Below are 14,197 nucleotides of genomic sequence, written 5' to 3' on the forward strand. Positions count from 1 at the left end.
GCCTCAGATAGTAGCGTGGGTGATAGCAAAATACCACCCATAAGCCCATCGAACAAAACGCTAAAAGCGATAGTTAAGGGAAAACCCTACTTGACGAGGGGGCGCTAAATAATACTCAGATACGCCAAACGCTGCGGTAAAATCATTGGCACCGATGACATGATATTTGTCGGTTAAATTGGTCACAAACAATGACGCCTTGAGTTGCTCTGTAATAGGGTAATCCGCATACAAGTTTATAAGAGATATATCACTTTGTTTTGCATGTTCATTATTGAACACATCATTGTATACATCGCTTCGATATGCCCAACTTAGCCTCGTAGTGAGTGTCTTTGCGTTGCTGAGTTGCCAGCTTTTTTTGATGCTAATTGCACTTGTCCATCGCGGTGTTTTGAGTAAGGTACTGTCGGTTGTTACTTCTGTGGCGGTGCCAACATCGGTAAATTCTGCATCCGTGTACGATACGCTCATCGATAAACTGGTGGCATGGGCAATCAAGGCTTCCAGTTCTAGTTCTGCACCTTGAGTTTTAGTTGTACCCACGTTATCAATAAAAATTTCAACACCTGAGTCTTCGCCCGACTCACCGCCTCTTAACTGCATATCTTTATGGTCAATCAAAAACGCCGTCGCGTTTAAACGTAGCTTGCTATCAAACCACTCAGAGCGCATACCCAATTCGTAAGAGGTCAAAAATTCGGGTTCAAAAGGACGTGCGGAAACGGGCGTATTGGCTACACCGTTGAAGCCACCTGATTTAAAACCTCGAGAGGCATTGGCATACCACATGGTGTCATCTGAGTATCGGTACTGTATACCCAACAGTGGAGAAAACACCCGCCAGCTCTTTTCTATCGGACCATCAGTACTCGCATCGGTTCTGTCTATGACTATTTTATCGGCAACATTTAAATGGGTGACAATCTGTTGCTTTTTATCTTCCCAAGTCAATCGGCCACCTAAAGTGAGGGTCCATTTTGGCGCAAACTGGTAATTTGCATGTGCAAAAATGGCCACGCTTTTATTATCTATCTCATTGTTAAAAGTGTTGTCTAAATCAAGGCCAATATTTAAAGGGTTGTTTGCTCCGCCAATGCTGGTTGGGTTTTCAAGTGGTGAGCCGTCAATTGGCCCCGGAATTGTTTCTAGCCCTAAATAGAGGTTTTCGAGGAAGACAAATCTAAAGTCATAATCGATGTGCTCGTCAATAGCGAATAGCCCCAGCAACCACTTAAAGCCATTTTTGTTATCACTAGATAGGTTAAACTCTTGGCTGAATTGTCGCTGTGATTGCTCGTCATGAGTGAAGCCAATATTAACGGGGTTATTATCAAAATCGCGCCCATATATGGCGCTCATATCACGATAACTTGTTATGGATTTTAAATGCATTGTATCGGATATATGCCATTCAACTGTGCCACGATAACCTATTTGATCTAAGCGATTCTCATTTTCTGCATTGGACGCATTGAGATAGGGATCAGCAAACGTTTGTAACTTCGGAATTGGCTCAATTGCGGGTGAATAGGTGGCTATAAAATTGAATAAAGCAATTAAGTCGGCATCGTCATTTTTTTTGCTTAAAACCGAAGGCGCACTGCCATTATTTTGCAGTTGACGATCAATACTCAATTCAACACTCAATTGATTAGAAGGTTTATAGCGCGCTTTGGCTAACAGGCTGAGTTCATCTTGCCCCCCTTCAGTTTCTCCATTGAGACGTTTTACAAACCCATCTCGGGTATGTTTTGCAATGGCGACACGAGTGGCCCAACTGTCATTGATAGGTGTGTTGGCAACCACCGATGCATCGAAACGATTGTATTCACCGGTTGTGAAACTGACTTTTGCAAGATGCTCATTGCTGACTTTATTGGTTAAGACGTTAATCGCGCCGCCGATCGAATTTTTACCATATAAAGTGCCTTGCGGACCTCTGAGTACTTCAATGCGTTCAATGTCTAAAAATTGCATGATAGAGCCGGCTGCGCGGGCATGATAAACACCATCAATGTATAAACCAACACTGGGGTCGGTGGTTGGGATAGGGTCGACCTGACCAACTCCGCGTATCGTGATCCCAGCACAGTGCGTACACCCTGAATTTTCTCCAACCGTGGTGATCTCAATATTGGGAATGAAATAGGACGCATCGACTAAGTTATCCAAACCACGTTGGTTGAGAAACTCATTTGACATAACTGACACAGAAATGGGGATGCTTTGTAAATCCTCCGATACTTTTCTAGCTTCAACTGTCACATTGAGTAACTCATTTAAATCGAGTGAAAACAAGTCAACGTCATTTCCTGCATAGGCAGGGGTTGTTAAAGTGAGCATTGCATAATGGCAAGCGCGTGCAAGCTTGTTTCGAAAATGCATTGTGTATCCGGTTTCTATATAGGTACCTTTTATACTTAGTATAGGCACATCAATATGTTATTTATGAGTTAACATGCATTTTTTGATACTGGCTGGGTGTCATGCCTGTTAACGCCTTGAATGCTTTATAAAAAGAGGAGCGGGTATTGAAACCAACGGACATGGCAATCTCTAACACCGTATTACTTTGTGTTAAAAGCTTTACTTTTGCCGCGTCAACTCGGGCTTTACTAATACACTCGAAAAATGACGTTTGAAGAGTTTGACTGAGTGTTTGGGACACATATTGGCTTGGTTCACCCAGATGCTTGGCGAGTTTATATAGTGTTAAGTCTGACTCTAAATAAAGGTGCTCTTCAACCAGCGCATGATGGATTTTTTGAGCAATGACTTGTGCATGGGCATCGGATAATGCTGAACGTTGGTAGCTCGGTGCTTGGTTGCTCAGCTCATTTTGCGAAGGCTCAGGCTCAAGTGCTTGTATCTCTTGGTAGGTGGTGACAAAGCCAGGTTGTTGCTTCATACCAAAGTAACTGAGCCACCAAATAGTAAACAAGATCAGACATTGCCCCCACTGAGCTTCTAGCAAAGGTATGGGTAACTCATCCAAAACGAGTGCTAGTACGGCCCAGAGCCAATTGACTATAAAAATGCTCGCTATCACTAACAGCCACCGCAATTGTTTACTGTGAATATCGCAAAATACCTGCTTGAGCATGAAATGATATTGTGCGCAGAGCTTAACGAGTTGATAGGTATAGATCACGGTTTGTACAAACCAGAAGGTGATAACCGCCATGATTGCTACGCTGATAAAAATAACTAAAGAAGAACTCGCAACTAAGTCATCAGTGAAAAACATGCTGTGAAGCGTATCGGATGGTGTTACAAGTATTGCGCCTGAAAGACTTAAAGACAATAGCGCGGGAACATAATGGATGAGGTGTTTGGGTTTAAACTTCCACGGAGAATTGGCAACCAAAGCGTTGCTGTATAGCCAAAGACTCGGTGCTAAAGTTAAAAAGCACGGCGCGAGTAAAGCAATATATATCAATGAATATTGCTCAAATAAGTTGAAAACTACGCCACCTATAGTGAGTACAGTTAAAGCCAATAAAAGTAAAAATAATGGAATGTAAAAGGCAGACTGGCGCAAGTGAGTAGCGAAAAAGAAACAGGAAAAAGCGCCAATACCTAAGGCAATACTCGAAAAAAGCAATTCCCACAGATTGTACATATAAATTCTCTTGTTTTTATTCTATTGATTTTTAAGCTTATTTATTTTTTATTTGTCCTAGTTACGTGGCGTGGACGATCAAAAATAACGCTAAGCTTAGCATGTGCCTAACTTGAACGGACAATTTAATTGGGAGTCAGCATGACACAATCTTGGGTACTTTATTTTCACATTCTAACTGGCACTATCGCGGTATTGGCAGGTTATATCGCATTATTTTCTAAAAAAGGTCAATCAAAGCATATCAAAGCGGGTAACTGGTATGTGGTTACTATGCTCTTAATGGCTATCTCGGGTGCTGTGGTTGCCTATCTCAAGCCGATGGATATCAGTGTGATCGCGGGTATTTTTAGCGGTTACTTGGTGGTATCTGGCGTGGCGGTGTTTAAGTATGCCAATGAACGAAAAAGCTCGCTGAACATTTTGCTCAGTTCACTTGCCTTAGTAACCGGATTGTATAGTTTGTACTGTGTTTACCTTGTCGCACAATCAGGAGAAGGTCACTACCAAGGTTTTGCTGCTGAACCTTACTGGATGTTTGCTGTTTTACCCTTATTGAGCTGTGTGTTTGACTTGAAATATATGCTGGCTGCCAACGTCTCTTACGCCAGTCGATTGACTCGTCATATCTGGCGTATGTGTTTTGCACTGTTTATTGCTGTTGGTTCTTTCGTTGGTCAAGGGTTGCAAAGTATGCCTGAGTCCGTCAAATCGTTCGTATTAGTGGAGTATGCTGATCTGATCATTTTGTTGATTATGTTGTATTGGATCATCCGTTCGCGTCGTGTGTTCCCTTGGCTAAAAAATAAGGTGACAGCTAATAGTTAGCTTATGGGGCAAAGCGGTTTTCAAGCTGCATTTGCTCCAGTTTATGAGCAAGCTCTAGGGCTAGTTTGGGGTGCAGTGCTTTATTGATATAAGTATGTAGCTTAATCTCAACCAACGGCGGCGTTAAGACCTGAATGTTTGGGTCAATATAGGGAAGCTCTTTTAACAAACGCCGCGCGGTCGATTGGCTGGTGATGGTAATATCGGCACGGCCCATACTAATAAGCTCAATGGCTTGCGTAAAATCATCAACCAGAATGACATCTTTAAATCGACTCTGGTTTTTGTCTAAAAATGCAGTGCCTCTTTCATAAGCGATGGTGAGATTTTTCATGCTGGGCCAACCGGCAACAACTAAATTGCTCCGACCAATAACGGATTGGTCGATCACGGCGATAGGCTGCTCTACTTTTTGTAAGTTAGGCAGTGTGCTCAGATCTAAGTCACTGACTCTAAACAATTCACCATCCACTTTGCCAGAATTTGCCCAGCTCAAGCTTCGTTTGTTGGGTAGGGTAATAATGGTTAGTTGATAGCCTAATTCGGCAAATGCCTGTGTGAGCACGGTTTGTGTTTTTATATACAGCGGCGTTCGGTGATCATTGGTGGTGCCCAAGGTGATGGGCGTAAGGGCGCTTGCTTTGCTGTAAGCCAAAGAATAATAGGAGAGAAAGCTTAATATGCAAATGAATAGTATGCGATTAAACAAGTGCAATAACTCGTCAAGCTCAATATTTCATACGTTTAAGTATAGGCTTGTTAGCGATGCATATGTGGCGATAAGGCATTTTAAGTTGAAACTGCATAAAGTGAGATTTAAGAATTGAAGAAACGGTAAAAAGAGTTTTAAAGGTTAACCCTGAAGCGTGAGAAATGCTTTCAGGGTTAACCCTTGGGTATCAATCTGCTTGCTTGACTGCAGCCACAATCGACACCTCTACGAGCAATTCGGGTCTTGCCATCGCAGCTTGAACACAGGCTCTTGCCGGTGCATGACCTTCAGGCACCCATGCATCCCAAACTGCATTCATATCAGCAAAGTACTTCATATCGCTGATATAAACGGTGGCACTCAATAAATGGTATCTATCACTGTTTGCCTGCGCGAGTAACTCATCTACCTTCGCGAGCATGGTTTGCGTTTGTTCGGTGATACCTTGAGTCGCATCGCTACAAACTTGTCCGCATAAGTAAATTGTATTGTTGTGGGTCACAATTCGACTCATTCGCTGATTTGTATGTTGGCGAGAAATTGTCATATTTTGCTCCTTAGTAAAACGGTGATTGTACACATAACACGGTCAATTTAGTTAGATAACAAATCCAAGTTAACCATTTTTTAACCTTTCGTATAATTATCTACTTAACCATTGCGTTATCCTGTTTGTTTATTTTTATTTGTTTTAACAAAATCAACGAGTTGCATTTTATTTTGGTTGTTTTTATTTTGTGTTTTGCAAATGTTAATTTTATGGTGTAGTTTGCTTTTTGAGTGCAATCTCACAGATCAAAGGAAACGATTATGACAACCATAAAAAGACGGATCGCCTTGTGTACAAGTTTACTGATGCTGGCTTGTAACGCTGTAGCGATAGAAAATACTCAAACTGCTCTCACAAGTAACAAAGTGACCGCATCAGATGAGGAGCCCAGTTTAGATGAAAAGCTAGCCAAACTGATTGAGCAGCATGGATTAACAGGAGATTTAACAACGGGTGCTGATATACCCTCTGTTGACGACCCCGAGGTCAAACTCGGTAAGCTGTTGTTTTTCTCAAAAGCCTTGAGCGGTAATAAAGATGTGGCGTGTGCTAGTTGCCACCACCCATATTTAGGTGGCGGTGATGGTTTGGCACTGCCGGTGGGTACGCTCGCCAAAGATCAAGATGTATTGGGTCCGGGTCGAGAAACCTCGACAGGACAATTCTACGTACCTAGAAACTCTCCAACTTTGTTCAATGCTTGGACCGAGAAACGCAGTTTATTCAGAGATGCGCGTGTCGAGTTTTTAGATTGGCTGGCGCCAGAAAAAGGGATCAGTACACCAGATGTGCCGTATCTTGAAGCGGACTCCAATGCTGGTGACAGTTTGCTTGCGGCACAAGCGCGTTTTCCCGTGGTGACGGGATCTGAAATGCGGGGCTTTGATTTCATGCCAGGGCAACCAAATGAAGCGGTACGTGCACACTTAGCTGCACGGTTCGGCAACTATGGTGCTGCGCAAGGGGAGTTATTCAAAAATAACTGGCGTGGATATTTTGAGCGCGTGTATGGCGCAGATACGCCTGAAGGCGAAGAAGTTGTAACCTATGCCAATATCAGTAAGGCGTTGGCAGCCTATCAGAAGTCGATGAACTTCACCAACAACCCTTGGTTTGCTTATGTACGCGGTGATAAATCAGCCATTAGTGAATCGCAAAAACGAGGAGCGTACTTGTATCTGTTCTTGCCACCGCCGCCGTCAGATGGGGGAGAGGCGCCAGAAGAAATACCAACCCAATGTATTGGTTGCCACAACACAGATAGTTTTACGCAAACCAAAGTATCTAACTATCATCGCCTAGCATTTCCACAAATTGGACCCGGTACTAACTCGGGTGAAACCAAGACCAACGACCTTGGTCGAATGCACCGCAACGGTAGTGAAGCTGACATTTTTAGCTTCCGCTCTGGCACGTTACTGAATATCGAAGTAACCGGGCCATATGGTCACGCGGGCAATTACGATACGCTCAGAGAGGTCATGGATCACTACAACGATTATCGCCCAGTGCTGCAAGACTACTTTGATAACAAAGGTTGGTGTAAGCAGGCTCAGTTTAAGCACCGTGCTGATTGTGAAAGCTTGTTTCCTGACGCAGAAATAAATACCGAAAAAGCGGCTGAGATCGTTGATTTTGAAATTCAAGATGGTGCACCCGTGCTCGTGCCGTTAGAGCTAGACGAGCAAGCGCTGACCGACTTGGTGAACTTTATGAAAGCACTCACCGATCCTTGTGTGAAAGACGCAGCTTGCTTGCAAGCTTGGTTACCGCAACCGCAAGAGGGTGACCCCGATGGTTTACAATTACGTGCTAAAAATGAGTTAGGCGCCCCGTTGTATTTACCGGCAAACTGCTTAGAAGGAGATACGGCAAGTTCTGGCGATACCTTAGCGTTGGATCAAGCAGCCTGTATTAGCGGTAAGAAGCAGTATTTCAAAGTACAGGTAGAGCAAGATAATACCACGCTATATTTTAGTACCCGTGGTGCTCAAGCGAGTACGCGTTTACTTTACAATGCCAAGACTTGGGCATCTCCTGAAAATGTGCAGGTAAGTTCTAAGTCTGTTAATGGTGAACAAGTATTAAAAGTGACGGTGAACAAAGGCACTCATTATTTGACAGTGTCAGATCCACATCATTATGAGTCAATGATGGTGGCAGCAAGCTATGAAAGTGCGTTACGAGAGCCTGGCGAAAAACCAAAACTTATCGAAAACGCTTGTATATCTTCCCCACCCATTGGGTACGGACAACTGTTCGATGAGCAAGCGGTGTGTATTGCGCCCGGAAATGCTAGCTTCTATGTCAAAATTGAACAGCCTAATAGCCAAATTGTGATCCGAACGGATCATGGATTGGGTAACACTGATATTTATGTTGGACCGTTTTGGCCAAGCCGTAATTTTTATGACTTTGCATCTCAAAATATCGGAAATCATGAATACTTAAGGCTCGATGGACTGGCACCAGGCTGGTACTTTATTTCTGCTATTGGCGATGGTAGTAATATTGGCACTTCTATAGAAGTAGAAATTAAGTAGCTATTTTCACTCAGATTTTAAAAAGCGAGCCAATAGCGGTTTAAGCTATTGGCTCCAAAGTCACTGGAAGCGACTTAGGGTTGGGTAATTATCCATTTAGCAGAGTCTTTTTCTGGCTTACCATGGCGATTGAGGTGAATACTATTGTCGCTGCTATCTAGCCAAAAGTACTGTTGCCAATGCGTATTTTTGATATTCCATACACCTCCTTGATAAATCAGTTGATAAGCAGCCTGGCGCGCTGAATCAACCAGCTTTGCATCGCCCGAACTGCGACTGCTATAGCTAAAAAATAACTCTGGATTATTTTTGCTACGTAAGTAAAAGCTATTATCTTCTGTTGGAACTTTAATAAACTCAGTTGCTTGTGGGTCGTCGGCAAAAAGCTTGGCATTATTATTCAAGCCTGATCCGCTGCTAACCGCCTGACCGTTTACAGCCGATTGGATGGTGATCACTTGTCCTTTGTCAGCGGGTTGAGCTGTCGGCTGCCAATCACTCGGTGGTGTTTTCCAAGTCAGTGATTTCCAACGCCAGTTGTAAGGCATATTCATGTGTGGGTCGAATAGATCTTGGTATCCCGATTGTGCCTCAATATTGTATAAGCACTGACGTCGATCAGATTCTAGTTGTGCGACGCGCTCTGATTGGCTGAGTGTTCCGACCTTCAACTCGCCCATACACTCGCTGAGCGTTTTACCAACCCCAGACTCGCCGGGTGCAAGTACGTAGGTATGATCGCGATGATTTTGTTGCTCATACCAGTGCAACATCGCTTGCTCGTCAAAAGATAACCAGTTGTTGACCAGCTGCTGTGCTTCTGATCGGGCGACACTTTCTCTTTGCGTAGGGTGTATTGCCATAGTGCGAATAAATGCGGCCCAAAGATCTTTACTGGCTTCTAGGGCAACCAGTGCAACGGGCTTCATGCTACTTGCTTTATAGCTATCCCAGCCAGCTTCTAAGCGGGTTGACTCGTTCCAAATGACATCACCACTGATGAAGTTCAATACATCTTTGGTATCGTGGCTATGCTGTTCCGCACCTTCTGAACATAAATAGGCTTTTACTTGCCACACCTTTTCGTAGTTGTCTGCGGGTAAACGTACTGTGTGCTCAGGGCTAAAAGAGTCTTGGAACAAATGTACGGCACGACCAAATAAAAAGTAGTTATGATCAACCTCTGTTAATGCAGAATAACCGCCGCCATCCCATACTTTAATACGTTTTTGTTCTGCCATCGCAGCATCGATGAAATGCTGGATGAAGCGTTGTTGTGCGCGCTGCGCCGCATCCACACCACCTTGACCTCCCACATCATCGTAGCGTCGCATGAAGTGATCTTGTTGCAGATCCGCAGGTTCTTGGGAGATGGCGCTAAAGCAATTAGGGCCAGTTGGGTCAACACTGGCATTGGAAACATTGAACCCAGCAATATCTACCCAGCGCTCGCCGACAATTGCTGCATAAACACGGTCAAATCTGGGTTGGTAAAGTTTATTACTATTTGCCTGTGCGCTGATCTTTTCAATTTCGCTGTAAGCACTGCTCAAATCAGTATTTTTCGCGAGCCCCTTTTGCCAAGTGATCCGAGGGTCGTTGGGGTCGGGGGCAATGATATGTTCAGCATCTAGTATTTCCAATGCCGCTGTGCGAGTGAGCCATTCGTGCCCCATAGGCATGACACCGCTGCCGCCAAGTTGGGTAAAGGCAAAGCTCGATGAGCTAGTTGTTAATGCAATGATTAGAGCAAGATTGCTTGCTTTCATAGGATCTCCCGTGTGTAACTTATTATTTTTATGAACATTCATCCTAGAATGTTTTATCGAAGAGACACTAAATCATTTTTATTAATATTACAAATTTTTTACTTTGAGTGGTTTTTTGTATCAAATTTACCTGTTTTGTATCTAGTTTTTCCTCACAGATAGCTCAGCACGAGATTGTTAGAGCGACGCTTTAATTCGGCATATTGCTTACAAGGGTAATAGAGCATTGCGATGAGTAAGATCCAAACCACGTAACTCAGCATCAGATTGGCTTGATAATTACTTGGTAAGTTGTTTGCGAAAAAGAGATTGAGTGGCTCACCATATTGCAACCAGGTGTAAAGATGTGCCCCGACATTAATAATCGGTACATGGACAACATAAAAGAATAGTGGCACCGATCCGAATACTTTAAGCCACAATAAGTGGCGGTAAAAAAAGTGATGTGCGCCTAAGCGTTCGAGTTGTGCGAGTAATACTAAACCTGGGCCTAAGGTCATACACACATACTGTAATGATGGCGGGTATTTATGGGTATTTAAGAATGACATAATTGATCCGATCCCATCATTTTGGATCTCAAATAGGCTGCTGTCACCATAAAAATTGGTGGCGCGTAATAGCATAAATAGCAAGGTGATAGCGATACCGAGCCGAGTTAAGAATTGAATGCGCTGTGGCTGCGACCACAGGTAAACATGTGCCGTGACATAACCAATAGACATCACGTAAAACCATGGCACGATTGGGTACGCGACATAGGATTGAATGTTCAACGAGGAGATCGTGAGCATGCCGGGTAAATGTAATACGGTCCATACCCCGCTCAGAGTGCCAAGTAGTGTCATCATCAACTGATCATCGAAGGCGTTGTGAAGTAGCAAAAATGGTACAGAGACAATTAAAATCCAAGTATTGCTGAGATAAATAAGTAATGACAGCAATATCATGGACCAGCCAATAGCCCACATAACCTGTAATATCAAAAGGTTGTAGCTTATTTGCCAACTAGGCGTGATGATCGCAATCTCAAGGATGATAAGCCATACACCCCGGCTAAAAAGAAAATTCCTGAGCTGCGTCTTGTCTCTGACTTTCTGGCCATACAAAAACGCGCTAACGCCCGTTAAAAAGATAAAGAGAGGTGCACAAAAATGGGTGATCCAGCGGGTAAAAAACCAACTCCAATCGGTTTGAGTGAGGTCGGTTGGCGAAAAACTAGTCGCGCTCCAAAATGCTCTGCTGTGGTCTAATGCCATTAAAATAATGATCAAACCGCGCAGAATGTCGATTGAGTCTAATCGTTTAGAATGATGACGAGTCACGTTTGCCATATTTACCCACTCTCAGTTTTTATTATTTGCTGTGTATTTAAGAGTGTAGGTAATGAGGTTTAAATGTAAATTTTTTGTTTAAATTTGAGTTTTTTAATTGGGGTGTGCCGCACTATTTTGTGCGATAAGCCACTCAAGTGCGGGTTGTTCACTAAAGAAGCTTTTTACATTGAGTTTGTGTTTGATGGCAAAGGTTTCAATCAAATCGCTTTTGAAATCAGCAGGGTCAACAATTCTGGCCAGTGTTAATGTTTTAAACATGCGTCGCACTTGCTTTAGCACTTTAAGCACATCGCTACTGTGGTATTCCAGCTTAAGTAAGGTCACATCAAGTAGTAACCGATTGATTTGTGTTGTTTTGGTAGTGTTGGCAATACACTCATACATGGTCACTATGTCTTGTGGATTGCAGCGGCCTTTGGCGATCACATGGATATAGCCAATTGTGTGGTGGATCTCCATCGTGTAAGAAAAGTCATCAAGCGCGTGATCTTTGTGCATACAAGCAGACCCAATTTTTTAAATATACTCTTATTTCTAGCAAACTCATTGCAAAGGAACAAGTTGTTAATGTGAACGAGTGATAAGAAAATAAACTCGAACAAACGAGAGAAACTTTGTTCCTCTTTTTCATATGCTTACCTGAGTTTTATGTCATTATTTATATAATATTCGTTAAATTTATATTGCGTTTTTGAAATTCGTTCGTTACGTTGTACCTGTATAGGGTTTTTGGAAAGCGGGGTATTGCTGCCAAAAACTTATCACGCAAGCATCTAATAAAGTGGTGCTATAACAATAATTAACAGCGACTTTGGATACAACATGAACAAACAATTTGCCTTGAGTGCGCTTGCACTCTCACTTTTGGCGGCCAGCAGCAATAGCGCGGTAGCAAGCGAAGAAAAAACGTATATTGTTAAGCGCAGTCATTTAATTCAACAGGGCCAGCATAGCGCAATGGCGCAACAAGTGGACAGTCTGTTTCAACTCAATAAGTTACAAACTCTCTCGTCAACGCTGGGTGCAGAAATTAGTACTGTTACTTTGAGTGCTGAGCAAGCGCAAATATTGCGTAACTCTGGGCAGTTTGAATACATCGAAGAAGATTTCGAATATCAACCATTTTCTACGGGGCAAGTCAGTCCTTATGGAATAGCGGAAGTTCAGGCAAATTTACTGTCTGACAGCAACGCTGATCTGCTAAAAGTATGTATCATCGACTCTGGATATGACTTAGGTCACCCGGATTTACCACAAAATGCCACGGGTTTTGCGGACGCCGAAGTGGGTGTTTGGTACCGAGATGGCAGCGGCCATGGTACACATGTTGCGGGTACCATTGCAGCGCTCAACAACACGCAAGGCGTGATTGGGGTTTTACCAAATGACAAAGTGGCAATTCATGCGGTTCGCGTATTCGATGATAACGGTAAAAAAGGGTATAACTCACGAATTGGCCGAGCGGTAGATAACTGTGTGTCAAATGGGGCCGATGTGATCAACATGAGTTTAGGCGGAGCTGGTAAGAGTCAATATTTAGAAGAACGCCTCAACGCAGCCTATGACAAAGGTGTTTTGCTTATTGCGGCTGCAGGTAATGATGGCGATGAGTCACTCAGCTATCCTGCAAGCTACGATAGTGTGATGTCGGTAGCAAACATTAACGCGCAACGAGAAAAATCAGAGTCATCTCAATATAATGCGCAGGTAGAGATCGCCGCGCCGGGCAGTGACGTTTTATCAACGGTACCTAGAGGTACTGGGGTGGTTGCTGGTGTGAGTGTTGCGGGGCAAACATTTGAAGCCAGCGGCATGACGCACTCTTTTGAAGGCAATGTTACTGCAACACTCAGTGACTGTGGTGATGGATTAGCGGTGTGCACAGCGCCTTCGAGTATTTGTTTGATTGAACGCGGTGGTGCATCGTTTGCAGAAAAAGCGAAAAACTGTCAATCAGGTGGTGGCGTCGCTGCACTTATTTACAACAATGTTGCCGCAGCATTTTCGGGCACCTTAGGTGACGACAACAGCGGTGTGACTATACCAGTGCTGGGCCTTTCGCAAGCGGATGGCCAACGTTTGAAAGCGTATCTTGGGCAGCAAATCAATGCGCAACTCGAAGCCATCTCTGACTATGACAAAAAGTCGGGGACTTCAATGGCAAGCCCTCATGTAGCGGGCGTTGCGGCACTTGTTTGGAGTCAGCATACGCAATGTTCCAACGTAGAAGTGCGTCAAGCCTTAACAGCAACAGCTATTGATTTGGGTGATGCGGGTCGCGACCACAAATTTGGTTATGGCTTGGTACAGGCTAAAGCGGCTTCTGACTATTTAGACGCAAAAGGGTGTGGTGGTGATACACAAAACCAATTGCCACAAGCTGCATTTACCGCATCTTGTGACGCGTTAAGTTGTACTTTTGACGCCAGAAACAGCACCGATCCTGATGGCCAAATTGTGAGTTACGAGTGGCAAGTTGAGGGCCAAGCCTACACAGGTCAGACAGTCACTCACCAGTTTGCACAATCGGGTAGTTATGCGGTTTCTCTCACTGTGACAGATAATGGTTCGGCGAGTGCGACTGCTGCAAAGACTGTGACAGTATCTGAAGGAAATACCGACAGTGGCTGTGATGGCTTAGAAGCATGGTCTGCATCTAAAACCTACTCAATTAAAGGTACTTTGGTGTCTTATCAAGGCAAAAAATATCGAAGTAATTGGTGGAATATCAATAAGAACCCAGCAGAGTATTCAAATGTTGGCAATGCTTGGCAAGTATGGACCGATTTGGGCGCTTGTAATTAACCTAAGCTGCGGATAATTAGCAAAACCA

The 14,197-nt window shown here is 43.7% G+C and carries 10 protein-coding genes; 3 read left to right on the forward strand and 7 right to left on the reverse strand.

From position 1 onward, the window contains the following. Nucleotides 1-60: 60 nt before the first annotated feature. The gene (locus AC5FX4_RS06435) at nt 61-2,388 is read right to left on the reverse strand and encodes a TonB-dependent receptor (RefSeq protein ID WP_493605637.1); all 2,328 of its coding nucleotides are present in this window, start codon (nt 2,386-2,388) and stop codon (nt 61-63) included. A 61-nt stretch (nt 2,389-2,449) separates the two neighbouring features. Next, nucleotides 2,450-3,625, reverse strand: coding sequence for an AraC family transcriptional regulator (locus AC5FX4_RS06440; RefSeq protein ID WP_493605638.1), 1,176 nt, complete (start codon nt 3,623-3,625; stop codon nt 2,450-2,452). Between the two features lie 141 nt (nt 3,626-3,766). Between AC5FX4_RS06440 and AC5FX4_RS06445 the strand changes: the two genes are divergently transcribed. Next, nucleotides 3,767-4,453, forward strand: a complete 687-nt coding sequence (locus AC5FX4_RS06445; RefSeq protein ID WP_493605639.1) for a hypothetical protein — start codon at nt 3,767-3,769, stop codon at nt 4,451-4,453. A 1-nt stretch (nt 4,454) separates the two neighbouring features. Here AC5FX4_RS06445 and AC5FX4_RS06450 read toward each other — a convergent pair whose 3' ends face one another. Together AC5FX4_RS06450 and AC5FX4_RS06455 are read right to left on the reverse strand one after the other, a co-directional pair. Then, a complete protein-coding gene (locus AC5FX4_RS06450; RefSeq protein WP_493605640.1) occupies nt 4,455-5,108 on the reverse strand; it encodes a substrate-binding periplasmic protein in 654 nt (217 codons plus the stop codon). 244 nt (nt 5,109-5,352) lie between these two features. After that, complete coding sequence (locus tag AC5FX4_RS06455; RefSeq protein WP_493605641.1) at nt 5,353-5,712, reverse strand: RidA family protein; 360 nt, start codon at nt 5,710-5,712, stop codon at nt 5,353-5,355. Between the two features lie 263 nt (nt 5,713-5,975). Here AC5FX4_RS06455 and AC5FX4_RS06460 point away from each other — a divergent pair, with 263 nt between their 5' ends. Continuing rightward, nucleotides 5,976-8,258: a cytochrome c peroxidase gene (locus AC5FX4_RS06460; protein WP_493605642.1), complete on the forward strand. Its 2,283-nt coding sequence runs from the start codon at nt 5,976-5,978 to the stop codon at nt 8,256-8,258. 74 nt (nt 8,259-8,332) lie between these two features. On the opposite strand, the gene AC5FX4_RS06465 is transcribed toward AC5FX4_RS06460, so the two are convergent. The 3 genes from AC5FX4_RS06465 to AC5FX4_RS06475 all read right to left on the reverse strand — a co-directional run bounded on the left by AC5FX4_RS06465 (nt 8,333) and on the right by AC5FX4_RS06475 (nt 11,862). After that, a complete protein-coding gene (locus AC5FX4_RS06465; protein WP_493605643.1) occupies nt 8,333-10,027 on the reverse strand; it encodes a hemolysin D in 1,695 nt (564 codons plus the stop codon). 152 nt (nt 10,028-10,179) lie between these two features. Further along, the gene (locus AC5FX4_RS06470; protein ID WP_493605644.1) at nt 10,180-11,361 is read right to left on the reverse strand and encodes an acetyltransferase domain-containing protein; all 1,182 of its coding nucleotides are present in this window, start codon (nt 11,359-11,361) and stop codon (nt 10,180-10,182) included. 93 nt (nt 11,362-11,454) lie between these two features. Further along, nucleotides 11,455-11,862, reverse strand: a complete 408-nt coding sequence (locus AC5FX4_RS06475; protein ID WP_493605645.1) for a hypothetical protein — start codon at nt 11,860-11,862, stop codon at nt 11,455-11,457. 324 nt (nt 11,863-12,186) lie between these two features. Here AC5FX4_RS06475 and AC5FX4_RS06480 point away from each other — a divergent pair, with 324 nt between their 5' ends. Then, a complete protein-coding gene (locus AC5FX4_RS06480) occupies nt 12,187-14,169 on the forward strand; it encodes a S8 family serine peptidase (RefSeq protein ID WP_493605646.1) in 1,983 nt (660 codons plus the stop codon). Nucleotides 14,170-14,197: the final 28 nt, after the last annotated feature.

It is taken from the genome of Pseudoalteromonas sp. ATL1 (genome assembly GCF_058933015.1).

Excerpts from the sequence above, each read along its gene's own strand:
- AC5FX4_RS06435 (WP_493605637.1), bottom strand. The coding sequence starts at position 2,388 with ATGCATTTTCGAAACAAGCTTGCACGCGCTTGCCATTATGCAATGCTC.
- AC5FX4_RS06440 (WP_493605638.1), bottom strand. The coding sequence starts at position 3,625 with ATGTACAATCTGTGGGAATTGCTTTTTTCGAGTATTGCCTTAGGTATT.
- AC5FX4_RS06445 (WP_493605639.1), top strand. The coding sequence starts at position 3,767 with ATGACACAATCTTGGGTACTTTATTTTCACATTCTAACTGGCACTATC.
- AC5FX4_RS06455 (WP_493605641.1), bottom strand. The coding sequence starts at position 5,712 with ATGACAATTTCTCGCCAACATACAAATCAGCGAATGAGTCGAATTGTG.
- AC5FX4_RS06460 (WP_493605642.1), top strand. The coding sequence starts at position 5,976 with ATGACAACCATAAAAAGACGGATCGCCTTGTGTACAAGTTTACTGATG.
- AC5FX4_RS06465 (WP_493605643.1), bottom strand. The coding sequence starts at position 10,027 with ATGAAAGCAAGCAATCTTGCTCTAATCATTGCATTAACAACTAGCTCA.
- AC5FX4_RS06470 (WP_493605644.1), bottom strand. The coding sequence starts at position 11,361 with ATGGCAAACGTGACTCGTCATCATTCTAAACGATTAGACTCAATCGAC.
- AC5FX4_RS06475 (WP_493605645.1), bottom strand. The coding sequence starts at position 11,862 with ATGCACAAAGATCACGCGCTTGATGACTTTTCTTACACGATGGAGATC.
- AC5FX4_RS06480 (WP_493605646.1), top strand. The coding sequence starts at position 12,187 with ATGAACAAACAATTTGCCTTGAGTGCGCTTGCACTCTCACTTTTGGCG.